The following is a 17,103-nucleotide window of genomic DNA, read 5'->3' on the forward strand; positions in this document are numbered from 1 at the left end:
TGAGGCCCAAGGATGGGCCGAGTAACGGGTGCAGCTAACACCCCTGCGACGTCAAGTGTGAAGGGTAAAGCCAACACAGCTACAGCGTGAAAGATGCAGGGATAGTCCCAATAGATTTCGCGTTGTAATCAGGCGGCAACTGAACGAAGCCCCAGGAGCTTAGTCTACTAAGTGACTGGGGTGAGTGATGGCAGCCAACGCAGCTACAGCGTGAAAGATGCAGGGACAGTGACAAAGTCGTTTGGGGGATATATGGGCTACTTTATTGACAGACGACTTAACGGCAAAAATAAGAGCATGGTCAACCGCCAACGCTTTTTGCGCCGCTATAAGTCGCAAATTAAACAGTCGATTGCCGATGCCATCAATAAAAGGTCAGTTACTGATATTGAGAGCGGCGAGTCAGTCTCGATACCTATTGATGATATCAATGAGCCGATGTTCCATCAGGGTCGTGGTGGGTCACGCCATCGGGTGCATCCTGGCAATGACCATTTTGTCACCAATGATCGGGTGGAACGCCCTCAAGGTGGCGGTGGAGGCGGCGGCAGTGGTCAGGGTAATGCGGGTCAAGACGGTGAAGGTGAGGATGAATTTGTCTTTCAGATTTCCAAAGATGAATACCTGGACTTACTGTTTGAAGACCTTGCGCTGCCCAATCTGAAGAAAAATCAGTATAAGCAGTTGACCGAATTCAAGACCCATCGTGCGGGTTATACCTCTAATGGCGTGCCCGCCAATATCAGCGTAGTGCGATCACTGCAAAACTCTCTGGCCCGTCGTACCGCTATGACGGCCAGTAAGCGCCGTGAGTTACGTGAGTTGGAAGAAACGCTGAACGTACTGGAAAATACAGAGCCAGCGCAATTGCTGGAAGAAGAACGTGTCCGTAATGCCATTGCTGAGTTAAAGCAAAAAATCGCACGGGTACCGTTTATCGATACCTTCGATTTACGTTATAAAAACTATGAACGGCGTCCTGAGCCATCCAGTCAGGCGGTAATGTTCTGCCTGATGGATGTGTCAGGTTCGATGGATCAGGCCACCAAGGACATGGCAAAGCGCTTCTACATCCTGCTTTATCTGTTCCTGAGCCGCACCTATAAAAACGTTGATGTCGTGTATATCCGTCACCATACTCAAGCTAAAGAAGTTGATGAGCAAGAGTTCTTCTATTCACAGGAAACTGGCGGGACTATTGTTTCCAGTGCCTTGAAATTAATGGATGAAGTGGTTCAGGAACGTTACAACCCAACACAGTGGAATATCTATGCTGCCCAAGCCTCAGACGGCGACAACTGGGCCGATGATTCACCACTGTGTCATGAGTTACTGGCCCAAAAGCTCCTGCCCATGGTGCGTTACTATAGCTACATTGAGATAACCCGCCGCGCACACCAGACTCTGTGGCGGGAATATGAAGACTTACAGGCAAAATTTGACAATTTTGCGATGCAACATATCCGGGAGCCTGAAGATATCTACCCGGTATTTCGTGAGTTGTTCCACAAACAAACCATTGATAATTAATATTAAAATTAGCCGGTCAACTTTTTCTATTACAGGAATGGTTTCCCGGCTTTTTCATGGGTTAAAATTGCCACTACTGTCTTATTTTCAGAGTTGAATTGATGAAATGGCATGATGGACTACGACAGCCCGGTGTATTAGCTGCATTGACTGCTGCGGTGTTGTTTGGCGCTGGCACCCCGCTGGCAAAACAGTTACTCAATACGGTCAGTCCGTGGCTACTGGCGGGTCTGCTCTATTTTGGCTCCGGCGCTGGTCTGGCGCTCTACCGTCTGATCAGCCGTGCAGAGGCGGTGAGCCTGCCTCGCAACGAACGGCTGTGGTTTATCGGCGCTATTACGGCTGGGGGGATTATCGCCCCGGTTCTGCTGATGATAGGGCTAACAGGTATGCCTGCATCTGGCGCATCATTACTGCTCAATGCCGAAGGCGTATTTACCGCCCTGCTGGCCTGGTTCGCGTTCAAAGAGAATTTTGACCGCCGCATCGCCCTTGGCATGATAGTGATTGTTGCCGGTGCGGCTATTTTAAGTTGGCCGGGTGAAGCGCGCTTTGCCGGATGGTGGCCAACACTGGCAATTCTGGGGGCCTGCTTTGCATGGGGGATTGATAACAATCTGACCCGTAAGGTTTCATTGACCGATGCCACCTGGATTGCATCGGTCAAAGGACTGGTTGCCGGTATCGTCAATCTCGGACTGGCTTTTGTACTGGGCGCAACATTGCCACCACTGACCAACCTGGCCGGTGCTCTTCTGGTGGGATTTTTTGCCTACGGCGTGAGTTTGGCACTCTTTGTTATCGGCCTGCGCCATCTTGGTACTGCTCGCACTGGTGCTTATTTCTCTATTGCCCCATTTTTAGGGGCTGTATTGGCCGTCATTATGGGTGACACTGTCACAATGCCACTCATCGTGGCGGGTTTACTGATGGCAGTAGGGATCGCGTTACATCTCACCGAACAGCATGCCCATCAACATATCCATGACGAATTAATGCATGAACATGAACATCACCATGACGAGCATCATCAGCATACACATGATTTCCCTGTTGTAGACGGTGTGGTGCATAAGCATCACCATCAACACCGGCCGCTAGCCCACACTCACCCGCACTACCCGGATTCACATCACCGCCACAAGCATTGAGTCGATATAACTTGCCGCTTTACCAGCGGCTCAGTTATGTAGATGCCTGGTTATCGCTCTTTTGGCTAAAACGCACCGCCAGATGATCGAGGCAGCAGATAACCGGCGCTATCGCTGATTTTAACAGCGGTCGTTTGGCTTCAATGGATGCCCACTCATACCCCTTCATCTGTCTGCCATTACCTGACGCCGTTCTTATCGGGTAATGGCAGGTTACCGCCCAGCAAAGTATCCCCGTTTAAAAATAGACCTTAGTCAAAAAGAGATTGATTGCTGTCACGAGGCAGCAATCAGTCCCACATTTAGTTATCTGTATATCGACTAAACTTAATATTACTTATTGGCTATTTTATCTATTTAGCACTGGCTGATTAACAAAATTGGGGGTGTTGTTATGTTCTGTATCCAGTTCGCGCCTCTCGCCAATGAGCTGCGTATGGGTATATCGTCCGTTAAATAAGACTGCCATATTTTTTAACATCGGAGCTGTTAATTCATATTTGAATATTTGTCATTTATCCTATTTTATTGATTTATGAATAATGCTATCTCAATGTTCACAGTGATAATTTGTTAACGCGACATGACTGCCAAGCGCTTATTTTTCATAGGAATTTATTATGGAGCACAGAAAAACAGCAGCATTACAGGGTGCCACACAGTCTGAGTACGATGAGAATTATGCGCTATTAAGCGCATTAGATAGCTCATTAGCCATTATTGAGTTTGATCTTAACAGTCGTATCATCGCGGTTAATCAAAACTACCTTGATTATTTTGGCTATCAACGTGATGAAGTCATTGGCCAACATCATCTTATGTTTTGCCATCAACAATATGCCAATAGTGAAGAATATCAAACGCTGAAGAAATGTTTACTGGCAGGGAAATCTGTTGAGGGTCGTTTTGAGCGATTGCACAAAAACGGATCAACAGTCTGGCTGGCCGCCATTTATCAACCGGTCCCTGGCCCGGATGGTACGGTTACCCGGATGGTAAAAATCGCTAAGGACATTACTTTTTTAATTGAGCAACAAAAAGCCACTCAAGAGTGGGTACAACTTTTAACGCAATTAACTGACCGCAGCGATAGCGCGATGTTTATTGCTGCCAATAGTGAGCAAGGGCAACAAGCAGTATATATTAATCAAGGCTTTACCAAGTTATTCGGTTATACCCCAGAACAGGCTTTGGGCCAGAACATGGTCGATTTACTCCAAAGTGCACACCCGGAACAACTGAGGTTAATGGATTCTACTTCGCCAAATTCGCGCCAACAATTGCTACCCAAAGAGTTGTTCTACAGTAAAGACCAGCAACCGCATTGGTGTTCTGCCATCATCAACTCGCTGGTTGATGAGCAAGGTAAACCGAGCTATAGCATCGGTGTGTTGACTGATATCACACTGACCAAAATGTATGAAGTGTTGCAATATAAGGTGCTGGAAGCGCTAGTCAAAGAACGCCCACTGGAAGAGGTGATGTCTTTGCTGTGCCACGAAGTTGAACGGATTGCGCCAGAGGTGACCGCCAGTATTTTGCAAGTCAGCGGGCAAAACCACCTCAATCATCTCGCAGCACCCAGCCTGCCCCTGATTTATACCGCAGCGCTGGCCTGCGTGCCTATTGGCCCGATATCTGGCTCATGCGGTACTGCCGCGTTTCGTAAAGAGCCGGTCGAAGTCCGTGATATTGCCACCAATCCCTTATGGGAGAGCTATCGGCACCTGATTCTACCTTATGGTTGGCTAGCTTGTTGGTCCAGCCCGATTATGTCGAGCCAGGGGAATGTTCTGGGCACACTTGCTTTTTACTACAAAGAAGTTCGCGGCCCCAGTGAGTTCCACATTCAGTTGGTGAAATTGATCGCAAACTTGTGCTCGTTGGCGATGGAGCGGGAACAATCACACAAGCAAATTCAGCGTTTGGCTTTTTATGACTCCCTGACCGGTCTGCCTAACCGTACTCAATTTCTGATTTATGCCAAACAGGCCCTCGCCCTTGCCACTGAAACGAATTACACGCTGGCAGTGTTAGTCATTAATCTGGACCGTTTTAAACAAGTTAATGATTCACTCGGTCTTGCCGCCGGTGATGAGCTGTTGGCCTTGATTGCCCAGCGTCTGCGGAGTGAAATGTCAAAAGATGACATTATCGGCCGCTTATCGGGCGATGAGTTTATTATCATTTTAGCCCCCTGTACGATGCAGCAAGCTACAGTGAAGGTTGAGAAAATGCTTAGTCTGCTATCTCAACCCTGCCAGATCGCCAGCGTCAATATTATTCCTTCGGCCAGTGTTGGGATCAGTTTGTATCCTGAAAATGGTTTAGAAATGGATGCGCTGATGAACCACGCTGACATTGCCATGCATAAAGCCAAAGATATGGGGCGTGGGCATTTTAATTTCTTCAGTGCGGAGATGAATACCCTCAATCAGCAGCGTCAGGATATGGAAGATGCCCTGCGTCAGGCATTTCATATCGGTTCTCTTGAGTTATTTTATCAACCACAAGTGATGCTAAAAGATGGGAATATATATGGCGTAGAGGCTCTCAGCCGCTGGATGCATCCCATACTGGGGAACATCCCCCCACAGCGTTTTATTCCTATCGCTGAAGAATGCGGCCTGATCAACGAACTGGCACTGTGGGCGATCGAAACGGCTTGCCACCAGTTAGCTGACTGGCGTTTACGCGGTATTGATGTTCCCTCAATTTCAGTGAATTTGTCACCGACCAATTTCAATAATCAGGGGTTGCCAGACATGATTTTGCATATCTTGCAGCATTATCACTTGCCGCCGCAGGATCTCACGCTGGAAATTACTGAAGATATCTTAATTACAAATAATCAGGCGATCTTTGCCATCATAGAAAAGATTCATCGCCTGGGTGTACGCCTATCAATGGATGATTTTGGTACTGGCTATTCCAGTCTAAGTTATCTGCGCCGTTTGGATCTTGATGAAATCAAACTGGATAAAAGTTTTGTGCATGACCTTGAACATGACGAAACCAGCCGAACGTTAAGTGAAGCGGTCATCCGTATTGGCGAGAGTTTGCAACTCTCCGTGATTGTCGAAGGAGTAGAAAATGAGGCACAACGCACGTTATTGAGCCGTCAAGGTTATAAGATTGGTCAGGGTTTTCTTTTTTCCGAGGCCCTATCTGCCGGTAAACTCGAGCAGTGGTTGGAACAACGCACGGCCAGTAGCTAATGAATAACAAGAGATAAATTATTAGTTGTAGTACCCTATTAATCGATTTAGACCACTAATAAGTGACGTTGTCACTACCGTTAGGTTTGGCTATGTCCAACCTTTTCATTCATCGATAAAATCTTTATCCTTGTCACCCTTGTAATCTGGATGTTGTTTTTTTGTTATGCAAAAATTTCTTTTTCTGCTGTTAAGCCTGATTCTACTCGGCCCACTGGGCATCGATCTCTACTTACCCACTATTCCCGCTATTGCCAAGGGCTTAAATAGTAGCGAATCACTGATTCAATCCACTATTGCCTTGTTTATTCTGGTGCTGGGTATTGGTCAACTTATTGCCGGGCCATTGGTTGATAAGTATGGGCGTAAGCCAATTGCCATCATTGGTATTATTCTTTACATGCTGGGTGCCGCCATGGCTGCACTGGCAGTCAGCCCGCTGATGTTTGTCAGCTCCCGCCTATTACAAGGTGTTGCGGTTTGCTGTACTGCGGTGGTGGCATTCAGTGGCGTGCGTGACCGCCTTAATGGTAATGAGGCCGCTCGAGCCTTTGGTTTTCTTAACGGGACGTTAAATATCGTACCGGCGTTGGCCCCATTGCTCGGTGGTTTGCTGGCAGAAGCCTTTGGCTGGCGCGCCCCATTCTGGTTCCTGGCGTTATATGGCTTGCTGGTATTAATTCTGATAATTCTCTTCCTGCCAGAAACACGCCCGGTGGATACGCAACCCGTAAAGAGCTTGCCGATAAAAAACTATCTGCGCATCTTACGTGATGACCGTTTTCTAATTTTCGCTCTGGTGAACGCGGGGGCTATGGGCATGGCCTTAACCTATGTTTCGCTGGCACCTAACGTGTTGATGGTGGGTGCAGGGCTCAGCCCATTACAATTTTCGTTGGCGTTCGGGGCCAATGGTTTTTGGATCATGGCAGTCAGCTTTGTTGCCAACCGGATTATCCAAAAGATTGGCCGCCCGACCTGCCTGATGATGGGCAGCGTATTGATGGCGTTGGGGTGCCTGGGGTTATTATTTGGTCTGACGCAGTTATCAGCAGAAATACAGCAGCATTGGCTGGTGTACATGTTACCCGTTGCCAGTGCTTGTGCCGGTTTAGCCTTTATGATGGGGCCAGCTACCAGTTACGCACTGGAACCCTATGCCAATGAAGCAGGTGTCGCTTCCGCGTTAGTGGGTTTTGTGCAGATGGCCGGGGGCGCTGGATTAGGCTTACTGGCGATGTCCTTACCGATTGAGCCTAAGTTGTCACTCGCCATCGTGATGCTGGCAGGGTGCCTGCTGGCATGGCAGGCGCGCCGTGCCAGTAGGCATGTTCGCGGTAATTTGCAGAAAATAAACTAAAAACAACCTAAGTGCGCTCGGTGATGACGCTAACGCGACTCGCCAGCGCACACATCAACTCATACCCCACGGTTCCTGCCGCCGCTGCCACATCATCTATCGGCAGATTATCGCCCCAGATCTCAACTTTACTCCCCACTTGCGCCTGCGGGCAGGGTGTTAAATCGACAGTTAGCATATCCATTGAAATCGATCCCACAGTATGGGTCAGTATGCCATCCACCCTGATGGGTGTTCCGCTGGGGGCGAGCCGTGGGTAACCATCGGCATAACCGCAGGCAACAACGCCAATGCGCTGTGTGCCTGTGGCACTGTAGCGGCTGCCATAGCCAACACTGTGCCCTGCTGAGAGCATCTGCGTGGCAATAATTTCGCTGTGCAGCCCCATGACCGGCCGCAATCCAATGCCAGCGATATCGTTTACATCACCACTGGGTGATGCGCCATAGAGGATAATACCTGGCCGCACCCAATCGTAGTGGGTTTCGGGATTACGCAATATTGCTGCCGAGTTGGCAAAGCAGCGCGCAGCCGCTATATGCCCACTGGCCTGCTGAATACGGGTGAATTGCTCGCTGGCACCCATATGATTATCTGCATTAGCAAAGTGGCTCATTAACGTCACCTCACCAATGTTGCTTATACTGTTGGCCCATTGCCACACAGCATCTGCCTGCCCGATGGGAAAACCTAAGCGGTTCATGCCGCTATTAAGTTTTAAATAAATATTGGGCGGTGCGGTCAGACGCGCCGCATTGATGGCGTCAAGCTGCCAGTCACTGTGTACCACGGTAGTCAACCGGTAATGATCCACCAGGGCTAAATCTTGTGTGCGAAAGAACCCCTCAAGCAGCAAAATTGGCCCTTGCCAGCCTTGTTCACGCAACATTATGGCTTCATTTAAATCCAATAAAGCAAAACCATCGGTTGCGTCCAATGCTTGCCAAATTCGGGCCAAACCATGGCCGTAGGCGTTGGCTTTAACTACTGACCAGATTTTAGCGGCCCCCGCATGACGGCGGACAATACTGAGGTTATGACTCAAGGCAGATAAATGCAGCGTAGCGGATATCGGGCGAGACATGCTTATTCCTTCCAGAACGGTATTCAACTATTTACAGCCCGGCGGTGGGCTGTAATGACCAATCGGCGCATTTTTAGCGCACAGGGTGAATGTCGTGTAAGGGCGTAATATTCAGTGGCCGAAAGCCAGCGCTATAACGCGCGACAGATAAATCATCCGCCAAAATAGCTGGGCGACGCCCATACATAATATCAGCCAATAATTGCCCCGACCCACAGGCCATGGTCCAACCCAAGGTGCCATGACCGGTGTTCAGATAAAGATTCTTCAGCGAGGTTCGCCCGACAATAGGCGTACCATCAGGAGTCATCGGGCGTAGCCCGGACCAGAACGTAGCCTGACTGATATTGCCCCCATGAGGGTACAAATCACCCACTACCATTTCCAGCGTCTCACGACGCGCTTGTGCCAATTGCGTATTAAATCCAACGATTTCAGCCATTCCCCCAACCCGAATCCGATCATCAAAGCGTGTAATGGCAATTTTGTAGGTTTCATCCAGTACCGTGGAGAAAGGTGCCGAGTCTGGATCTGTAATCGGAATAGTCAGTGAGTAGCCTTTTAGTGGATACACCGGAATCGACACCAGCCCAGCCAGCAGTGCTGTAGAGTAAGCACCAAACGCCACCACATAGGCATCAGCTTTAATGATATCGTCACCGCATAACACACCCGCGATTTGGTCACCGTCCACCAGCAGTTTATCCACCGAACGATTGAATACAAACTTTACCCCAGCCTGCTCGGCCATTTTGGCCAGGCGCTCGGTAAACAGCTTACAGTCACCGGTTTCGTCATTGGGTAAACGTAAACCGCCAGTCAGTTTGTGGGCGACTTTTGCCAATGCCGGTTCCACTGTTGCCAGTTGATCAGCCGTTAGCAGTGAATATGGCACACCTGCCTCATCTAACACCTCAATGTCCTTGGCAGCGTTATCAAATTGCTGTTCAGTACGGAACAGTTGCAGTGTTCCGCCCTGGCGGCCTTCGTATTGAATACCAGTATCTTCACGCAGCTCTTTTAAACAGTCGCGGCTATATTCTGCCAGGCGCACCATACGGCTTTTGTTAAGGGTGTAATGGGAGGTGTCACAGTTTCTTAGCATCTGCCACATCCAGCGTAACTGGAAGCTACTGCCGTCAAGGTGGATAGCTAATGGCGCATGCCGCTGGAACATCCATTTTATGGCCTTAATAGGTACACCCGGCGCGGCCCAAGGTGCTGCATATCCCGGTGATATCTGGCCTGCATTACCGGCACTGGTTTCCTGAGCTGGCCCCGCCTGGCGATCGATAACCGTAACTTCATGACCATCTTTGGCTAAGTACCAGGCACTGGCGACCCCAACCACACCACTTCCTAAAATGACAATTCGCATATCATCCTCACCCCAAATAACACCAAAAGCATAATGTTCTGTTGACAGAAAATTAACCCAGCAGAAAAAACTAGCCAACATATTAATTATAGATCGTGAGTTAGTTCACAATTAATTTACAATACAGTTACTTTTCAGTTCAATCGTTTTAGAGAAATAACGATAAGATGCTATTTTTGGCCGATTAAGCGCTAGAAAGGCGAGAATCCGCCGTAAATATCATGATTAACAGCATGAATAATTAGCATGTTGTGCAAGGTGATTTTGTTGGGTTTATATTCTGCAAAATGGCGATAAACTCAGAATAATAATCTTAAAAAAAACAATTTAAGATTATCCCTTCTGCGCACACCATTAGGGTTCAGATACCAGGCCGATGATAACCAAGAACCGAATCGGTTGGGCTGATTTGAATAGCATGAATGCTAGCCCACAAGGGAACCATTAGGACAAGACTCATTGGTCTGGTGCAGCTAAGAGGGAGTAATCAACACGCCTGTAGCTTGAAAGATGACGGATATTCATTGACATAAGGTCTTGCCATGCCTCAATTTGTTTATATTGAGCTAGGATTATTGAAGTGACCAGTATTTTGCAGGGTTATAAAACCGTGAGGATGCGCTAATGACAACTTCAACACCGAAACAAACCGCGCAAGATAAGCGCCTGACTGACGGCCCGGACTGGACATTTGAATTGTTACAGGTCTATCTGGACCAAATAGATCGGGTGGCAAAACATTACCGGCTAGATACCTACCCCCACCAGATAGAGGTTATTACCTCAGAACAAATGATGGATGCCTATTCAAGTATCGGCATGCCTATCAACTATACCCACTGGTCTTTTGGTAAGAAATTTATCGAAACAGAGCAAAAATATAAGCACGGCCAACAAGGGTTGGCATACGAGATTGTGATTAACTCCAATCCTTGTATTGCTTATTTAATGGAAGAAAATACCATTACCATGCAGGCCTTAGTCATGGCTCACGCCTGCTACGGTCATAATTCTTTCTTTAAGAATAATTACTTATTCCGGGCATGGACCGATGCCAGCTCCATAGTGGATTATCTGTTGTTTGCGCGTCACTACATCAGTGAATGTGAAGAACGCTATGGCGTAGAAGAGGTTGAGCGGCTACTCGATTCCTGTCATGCCTTGATGAATTATGGGGTGGACCGCTATAAACGCCCACAAAAAATCTCTTTGGTTGAGGAAACCGCCCGGCAGAAAAGCCGCGAGGAGTATCTGCAAAGCCAAGTGAACTCGTTGTGGAAAACGCTGCCGCGCAAAGATCGGGGGGAAGTCCAAGCCCAGGCTCAGCGCTATCCCAGTGAGCCGCAGGAGAACCTGCTCTATTTCATGGAGAAAAATGCCCCGCTGCTGGAATCATGGCAACGAGAAGTGCTGCGAATAGTGCGCAAAGTCAGCCAATATTTTTATCCACAAAAACAGACACAAGTGATGAATGAAGGCTGGGCGACCTTCTGGCATTACACTATTCTTAACCACCTGTACGACGAAGGTCAGGTCACTGACCGCTTTATGATGGAGTTCTTGCACAGCCATACCAACGTTGTGTATCAACCGCCGTATAACAGCCCTTATTACAACGGTATTAACCCGTATGCACTTGGCTTTGCCATGTTCCAAGATATCAAGCGCATTTGCCAGTCACCGACTGAGGAGGACTATTATTGGTTCCCGGATATTGCCGGTAAAGATTGGTTGGATACGCTGCATTTTGCCATGCGCGACTTTAAGGATGAAAGCTTCATTAGCCAGTTCTTATCACCGAAAGTGATGCGTGACTTCCGGCTATTCACCGTACTGGATGATGATAAGCATAACTATCTGGAGATTTCAGCCATTCATAATGAAGAAGGTTATCGAGCTATACGTAATGAATTGTCTGCTCAATATAATTTGAGTAATCACGAACCAAACATTCAGGTATGGAACGTTGATCTACGCGGAGACCGCTCCCTAACGCTACGCTATATTCCTCATGACCGGGCACCACTGGACAAAAGCCGCCAGCAAGTGATGAAACATATTCACCGGTTATGGGGTTTTGATATTCATATGGAGCAACTGAATGACGACGGTTCAATTGAGCTACTCGACAGTGTGCCGCCCAGAGCCAATAAACTCTAGCCCGCGCCAGCCTGATGTGGGTAACCGCGCCAACTATTAGCCACATCTTTCCATGAAAAAGGGGCATTTAATGCCCCTTTTACGTTGCTATTTTACGCGGTATTCACCTAACGGCGCGCTTCTGCCAAATCACTTGGCATAGTGCCCTGCATACTGTGCCAAATAGCACCACTTTCTTTACCGTATGCTCTAAGACACTCTAATACCTGATCATGGGCTTTCTCATCACACAGCGCTGACAACTTGCTGTAGAAGGTCAGTGCCAGTTTACGGGCTTCAGGATTAGAGAAGTAGTAACGCCCTACACGGGTATAAAGCCCTTTCATGCCATTCAGAATCAACCCATAAATAGGGTTACCCGAAGCAAAAGCCAAACCACGGAAAATACCGTAATCCAGTGCAGTGAATGCCTCAGCGTTATCATCAACAGTTTGGGCTTGCCCCAGGATTTCCTGTGCCTTTTCGGGATGATTACGGATTGCGGTGCGAACGAAGATGGTAGCGATATTTGTTCTAACAGCCAGTAAGTTGTCTATCAATTGCGGCACGCTGTCGTGGTCAAGCCGCGCCAGTGTTTCCAAAATATTAAGACCAGACGTTTCCCAAAAATTGTTTACTTTCGTCGGTTTACCATGCTGAATAGTGAGCCAGCCATCGCGGGCTAAGCGTTGTAACACTTCACGCAATGTAGTGCGGGTCACTCCAATCAGCTCTGAAAGTTCACGCTCCGCGGGCAAAATAGTGCCTGGAGGGAAGCGATTATTCCAAATACTTTCAATAATATACTCTTCCGCGAAACCGGCAGGACTTTGCGCCTTTATAACCATATTTTTGACGTTCCGTAGCGATACATATCAGCAATTTAGAACGCTCATCATACCAGACGACGCTATTGTGATATAGCGTCAGGGCCGAACAAATGATGAAAGCAGTCATAAAGTTGTAAAAATTGCGCAGATGCAATGATGTACAGATTATACGTGTTGCTTTTAGAGCAACAACGTAAAGTAAAATGTAACTTTGGGCAGTAATTGCGCCATTATAATTTTATTAAGGAGACCATAACTCACAATGGATATGACCATTAGACAAGCTGTACTTAAGAATTTCCTGGGTAATTCACCTGATTGGTACAAGCTGGCAATTATCGGGTTTCTCATTATTAACCCACTGGTATTCTTTTTTGTCAGCCCATTTGTTGCTGGCTGGATGCTGGTAGTTGAATTTATCTTTACATTGGCGATGGCGCTAAAATGTTACCCACTGCAACCCGGCGGTTTATTGGCCATCCAAGCCGTCGCCATCGGTATGACCAGTCCGCATCAGGTTGCAGAAGAAATTGCTAATAATCTGGAAGTCTTGCTGTTGTTGGTGTTTATGGTGGCAGGCATCTATTTCATGAAGCAATTATTGCTGTTTGTCTTTACCAAACTGCTGCTGACGATTCACTCCAAGATCATTCTTTCATTAGCCTTCTGTGTCGCTTCTGCATTCCTTTCGGCATTCCTTGATGCTTTAACCGTTATTGCCGTGGTTATCAGTGTCTCTGTCGGTTTTTATACTATCTATCATCATGTTGCATCAAACCATACCGAGAAAGACCTTTCTGATGACAGCTGGATCGATAATCAGGAAAACCGTAAAACGTTGGAACAGTTCCGCGCATTCTTGCGCTGCCTGATGATGCATGCCGGGGTAGGTACTGCACTGGGGGGCGTGATGACCATGGTGGGCGAGCCGCAGAACCTGATTATCGCTAAAAGTGCCGGTTGGAACTTTGCCGACTTCTTTATTCGCATGCTGCCCGTGACGCTACCCGTTCTGTTTTGCGGGCTATTAGTTTGTCTGTTGGTCGAGCGATTCAAGCTATTTGGGTATGGTGCAGCGCTTCCTGAGCGCGTTCGCCAGGTTCTGACTGACTATGATCAACAAGCCAGTGCGAAACGCAGCAAACAAGAAAAGGTGAAGCTACTGATTCAGGCACTGATTGGTGTCTGGTTGGTGCTCGCCTTGGCACTGCATTTAGCTGAGGTAGGCTTGGTCGGTTTGTCAGTGATTATTCTCGCCACTTCCCTCTGCGGTATCACTAATGAACATGCACTGGGTAAAGCGTTTCAGGAAGCATTGCCTTTTACTGCCCTACTCACGGTATTTTTTGCCGTGGTGGCCGTCATTATTGAGCAAAGCCTCTTCTCGCCGATTATTCAGTTTGTTCTACAATCGTCACCATCAGCACAGTTATCACTGTTTTATCTGTTTAACGGCTTACTGTCTTCGGTATCAGACAATGTCTTTGTCGGTACGGTTTATATCAATGAGGCGCGCACAGCTTTTGAACACGGCATTATTTCGCTTGGGCAGTTTGAGTTATTGGCGGTTGCCATCAATACCGGGACCAACCTCCCCTCGGTTGCCACACCGAATGGCCAAGCCGCTTTCCTGTTCCTGTTAACTTCAGCGCTGGCCCCTTTAATTCGCCTTTCTTATGGGCGTATGGTGTATATGGCACTACCCTATACTATTGTGATGACCATCGTCGGCCTGTTAGGTGTAGAGTACTTATTAGTGCCAATAACCGAATGGATGATGCAAAGTGGCTGGATAAGTTTGCCTCATCTGGCAACCGAGGTTAGCATCACTCATTGATCGCTTGCATTACAGTATCTGCCAGCCCTACACTTTTCGTCGCCGCGAGGGCTGTTATTAGCTTCAAGGAATAATGGGCTGGCAAAACAAACCAAATATCTCACCTAAAGTAAAATTCATGCTTGTGATAGCATGTTACACGCGAGAAAGAGCTGATTTTTGCCTAATTTTACCTTTGGGTGGCTGGCAGCAAAGATGAATTGGTTTACACTGCCGGTACAATTGCTTACTGCATGGAAAATAAAGATATGTTGCAATTCCTTAACCGCTGCTCTAAAGGGCGCGGTGCTTGGCTTTTAATGGCCCTGACTGCACTTGCACTAGAATTGGTTGCACTCTATTTTCAACACGTGATGTTGTTACAGCCTTGCGTAATGTGTATTTACGAACGTGCCGCGTTGTTCGGTATTCTCGGTGCGTCGTTATTGGGTGCAATTGCACCTAAATCACCCCTGCGCTACCTGGCAATTTTCATCTGGATTTACAGCGCATGGCGCGGCGTTCAGCTCGCTTGGGTACATACTATGCTGCAACTCCATCCTTCACCTTTCACGACCTGTGATTTCTTTGTCAGCTTCCCATCATGGTTACCGTTGGACAAATGGTTGCCGGCGATTTTTGTTGCCAGTGGTGATTGTTCGGTAAAACAATGGGCATTTATGTCATTAGAAATGCCGCAATGGTTGGTGGGTATCTTTGCTGCATACTTATTGATTGGCGTATTGGTGCTGATCAGCCAATTCGTTAAACCGAAAAGACGTGACCTGTTCAGTCGATAATTTTCATACATATCTTTATCTGATAATGGCACCGCTCGGTGCCATTGTTTTTAGGTAAGACTGTATTAACGGATAATCCCACGCGCAGAGCGAGAGAAAAAAGGCTTATAGGACTTGAGTATTTGCCATTCTCTGGCCAAAACCTCAATTTCCAGACTGACATCCCCCACCAGCCCACCGTTATGATAAATAAGCTGATAGGCATTTTGAACGGCTCGGTAATCATCACTGTTCAGCCAAGCGTCGCCCATTCCTGCCCCTCTGATACCTATCGGTACTGCGCGATTACCCGCAGCAATAACATAAGGGGGCACATCTTGTACCACACAGGCGCTTTCACTAATCAATGCATGGGTACCAATAACACAAAACTGATGCACGGCACTGGCCGCGCTGATAATGGCGAAACTATCGACCTCTACGTGGCCGGCTAATCCCACATTCGACGCCAATAAGCAGTCGTTACCAATGATGCAGTCATGCCCGATATGCACATGATTCATCAGTCTATTGTCATTACCGATGCGGGTTATACCATGTCCTTGAACCGTACCGCGATGTATCGTGACATTTTGCTGAATCACGTTGCGATCGCCAATCACAACCTGTGTAGGCTCACCCTGGTATTTAAGATCCTGATTAACCTCTCCAATAGAGGAAAATTGTCCAATATTATTGTCACATCCAAGCTCGGTAATACCATTAATTACAATATGCGATTTAAGCACCGTGCCGGAACCAATAGTGACTTGAGAACCAATGTAACAAAAGTGACCAATCTGCACATTCGCACCAATCACCGCACCCTTCTCAATAATTGCAGAAGCCGAAACTATCGCGGTGTTATCAATCAAGCTATTTCACTCTCCAGATGGAGGACTCACGTTACTACTTCGTGGGTAACTTCAACATCAACTCAGGACTAATCCATCCGGTGGTTTAATCAAATTTACAGCCATAAATGGTCATACAAAAAAAAGGCCACCAGAAGGCAGCCTCACTTTAATTCGATTATAAACCAGTTAAGCTTCAGTGTGGGTACAAATGTACTGGTTAGCCTGCTCATCATCAACCACCGCCAAACGAATCGGCATCGCAGAGATATTGAGAGAAGCGATAACTTGCTCTTGGCTGTTGGCTTTCTGGAATATTAACGCCTCACCCTGGCCTTCTGGATTAACTTTTACAAACTGGAACACTGATTTATCAATGGTCAATTGTTGATTCGGGCCATCCAACACTGCGGTCAAGTTGGCTCCCTCTTTCAATTTACAATCAAGATTAATCAGAGTGGCCCCAGCGGCCTGGACTTGGTGCGAAACGCTACCTACAGTAGCGGATATGCCGACGATAATCGCGGCTAACGTTGAATATTTCATTTTATTAAGTTTCTTGGTTAAATTTCGGCGTTAGTATGCCATATCTGGCTTCTGAATAGGTATCAGTTACCTGAGAGACTACGATATAAATTACTTATATATCAATGGTTATCTGGCCCACTGCGGTTTATTCAAAATAAGCCACCACAGGTTAAGGTAACACGTTGGAGTAGGTGGAATCTAAGGTTTTAGCAATGCATTACCGCAAACTGACTCACTTCGCATGTTGCTTTGAGTTGTTTTGCGGTAATTTTTTGCCCCTCATATGCCCCGGCATCCTTGCCCACTAACCACTCCGGTGCTACCAGCCAATATCAGGAACGATCACCTCATGAAGGTACCATGTGTATGTGATGGGGGGTTGGTTACTTGAAGCAAGAATTTAATTTGGAAACTTACTATCTATGAAGTTATTTAA

General features: G+C 47.3%; 12 protein-coding genes. 7 read left to right on the plus strand and 5 right to left on the minus strand.

Annotated elements, in window-relative coordinates:
* The first annotated feature begins 252 nt into the window (after positions 1 to 252).
* The 4 genes from EL015_RS11415 to EL015_RS11430 all read left to right on the plus strand — a co-directional run bounded on the left by EL015_RS11415 (position 253) and on the right by EL015_RS11430 (position 7,259).
* Positions 253 to 1,530: a YeaH/YhbH family protein gene (locus tag EL015_RS11415; protein ID WP_032907596.1), complete on the plus strand. Its 1,278-nt coding sequence runs from the start codon at positions 253 to 255 to the stop codon at positions 1,528 to 1,530.
* A gap of 101 nt (positions 1,531 to 1,631) precedes the next feature.
* The gene (locus tag EL015_RS11420) at positions 1,632 to 2,681 is read left to right on the plus strand and encodes a DMT family transporter (protein ID WP_005191010.1); all 1,050 of its coding nucleotides are present in this window, start codon (positions 1,632 to 1,634) and stop codon (positions 2,679 to 2,681) included.
* A 620-nt stretch (positions 2,682 to 3,301) separates the two neighbouring features.
* The gene (locus tag EL015_RS11425; protein WP_005190996.1) at positions 3,302 to 5,899 is read left to right on the plus strand and encodes a bifunctional diguanylate cyclase/phosphodiesterase; all 2,598 of its coding nucleotides are present in this window, start codon (positions 3,302 to 3,304) and stop codon (positions 5,897 to 5,899) included.
* A 166-nt stretch (positions 5,900 to 6,065) separates the two neighbouring features.
* Positions 6,066 to 7,259 (plus strand): multidrug effflux MFS transporter, encoded by a 1,194-nt coding sequence (locus EL015_RS11430; protein WP_005190993.1) that lies wholly within the window; start codon positions 6,066 to 6,068, stop codon positions 7,257 to 7,259.
* A 7-nt stretch (positions 7,260 to 7,266) separates the two neighbouring features.
* Here EL015_RS11430 and dadX read toward each other — a convergent pair whose 3' ends face one another.
* Complete coding sequence (gene dadX / locus EL015_RS11435) at positions 7,267 to 8,343, minus strand: catabolic alanine racemase DadX (protein WP_005190989.1); 1,077 nt, start codon at positions 8,341 to 8,343, stop codon at positions 7,267 to 7,269.
* Between the two features lie 73 nt (positions 8,344 to 8,416).
* Positions 8,417 to 9,721, minus strand: coding sequence for a D-amino acid dehydrogenase (locus EL015_RS11440; RefSeq protein ID WP_032907595.1), 1,305 nt, complete (start codon positions 9,719 to 9,721; stop codon positions 8,417 to 8,419).
* A 624-nt stretch (positions 9,722 to 10,345) separates the two neighbouring features.
* Here EL015_RS11440 and EL015_RS11445 point away from each other — a divergent pair.
* Positions 10,346 to 11,881, plus strand: coding sequence for a SpoVR family protein (locus EL015_RS11445; protein ID WP_005190985.1), 1,536 nt, complete (start codon positions 10,346 to 10,348; stop codon positions 11,879 to 11,881).
* 107 nt (positions 11,882 to 11,988) lie between these two features.
* Here the strand turns inward: EL015_RS11445 and fadR are convergent, their stop codons facing one another.
* Positions 11,989 to 12,708 carry a fatty acid metabolism transcriptional regulator FadR gene (fadR, locus tag EL015_RS11450; RefSeq protein ID WP_005190983.1) on the minus strand — a complete coding sequence of 240 codons (720 nt, stop codon included), beginning with the start codon at positions 12,706 to 12,708 and terminating at the stop codon, positions 11,989 to 11,991.
* Between the two features lie 244 nt (positions 12,709 to 12,952).
* Between fadR and nhaB the strand changes: the two genes are divergently transcribed.
* Positions 12,953 to 14,527 carry a sodium/proton antiporter NhaB gene (gene nhaB / locus EL015_RS11455; RefSeq protein WP_005190981.1) on the plus strand — a complete coding sequence of 525 codons (1,575 nt, stop codon included), beginning with the start codon at positions 12,953 to 12,955 and terminating at the stop codon, positions 14,525 to 14,527.
* 248 nt (positions 14,528 to 14,775) lie between these two features.
* Positions 14,776 to 15,306 (plus strand): disulfide bond formation protein DsbB, encoded by a 531-nt coding sequence (dsbB, locus tag EL015_RS11460; protein WP_032907594.1) that lies wholly within the window; start codon positions 14,776 to 14,778, stop codon positions 15,304 to 15,306.
* A gap of 65 nt (positions 15,307 to 15,371) precedes the next feature.
* Here the strand turns inward: dsbB and lpxA are convergent, their stop codons facing one another.
* Entirely contained in the window at positions 15,372 to 16,160 is a 789-nt protein-coding gene (gene lpxA, locus EL015_RS11465) for an acyl-ACP--UDP-N-acetylglucosamine O-acyltransferase (RefSeq protein ID WP_005190975.1), read from the minus strand.
* 168 nt (positions 16,161 to 16,328) lie between these two features.
* Positions 16,329 to 16,685 (minus strand): hypothetical protein, encoded by a 357-nt coding sequence (locus tag EL015_RS11470; RefSeq protein ID WP_032907586.1) that lies wholly within the window; start codon positions 16,683 to 16,685, stop codon positions 16,329 to 16,331.
* Positions 16,686 to 17,103: the final 418 nt, after the last annotated feature.

The organism is Yersinia intermedia (genome assembly GCF_900635455.1).
Taxonomy (GTDB): domain Bacteria; phylum Pseudomonadota; class Gammaproteobacteria; order Enterobacterales; family Enterobacteriaceae; genus Yersinia; species Yersinia intermedia.

What these genes read in the sequence shown, in the direction of transcription:
- dadX (WP_005190989.1), bottom strand. Translation starts at nt 8,343, where the DNA reads ATGTCTCGCCCGATATCCGCTACGCTGCATTTATCTGCCTTGAGTCAT.
- EL015_RS11440 (WP_032907595.1), bottom strand. Translation starts at nt 9,721, where the DNA reads ATGCGAATTGTCATTTTAGGAAGTGGTGTGGTTGGGGTCGCCAGTGCC.
- dsbB (WP_032907594.1), top strand. Translation starts at nt 14,776, where the DNA reads ATGTTGCAATTCCTTAACCGCTGCTCTAAAGGGCGCGGTGCTTGGCTT.
- EL015_RS11425 (WP_005190996.1), top strand. Translation starts at nt 3,302, where the DNA reads ATGGAGCACAGAAAAACAGCAGCATTACAGGGTGCCACACAGTCTGAG.
- EL015_RS11420 (WP_005191010.1), top strand. Translation starts at nt 1,632, where the DNA reads ATGAAATGGCATGATGGACTACGACAGCCCGGTGTATTAGCTGCATTG.
- EL015_RS11415 (WP_032907596.1), top strand. Translation starts at nt 253, where the DNA reads ATGGGCTACTTTATTGACAGACGACTTAACGGCAAAAATAAGAGCATG.
- EL015_RS11470 (WP_032907586.1), bottom strand. Translation starts at nt 16,685, where the DNA reads ATGAAATATTCAACGTTAGCCGCGATTATCGTCGGCATATCCGCTACT.
- EL015_RS11430 (WP_005190993.1), top strand. Translation starts at nt 6,066, where the DNA reads ATGCAAAAATTTCTTTTTCTGCTGTTAAGCCTGATTCTACTCGGCCCA.
- EL015_RS11445 (WP_005190985.1), top strand. Translation starts at nt 10,346, where the DNA reads ATGACAACTTCAACACCGAAACAAACCGCGCAAGATAAGCGCCTGACT.
- nhaB (WP_005190981.1), top strand. Translation starts at nt 12,953, where the DNA reads ATGGATATGACCATTAGACAAGCTGTACTTAAGAATTTCCTGGGTAAT.
- fadR (WP_005190983.1), bottom strand. Translation starts at nt 12,708, where the DNA reads ATGGTTATAAAGGCGCAAAGTCCTGCCGGTTTCGCGGAAGAGTATATT.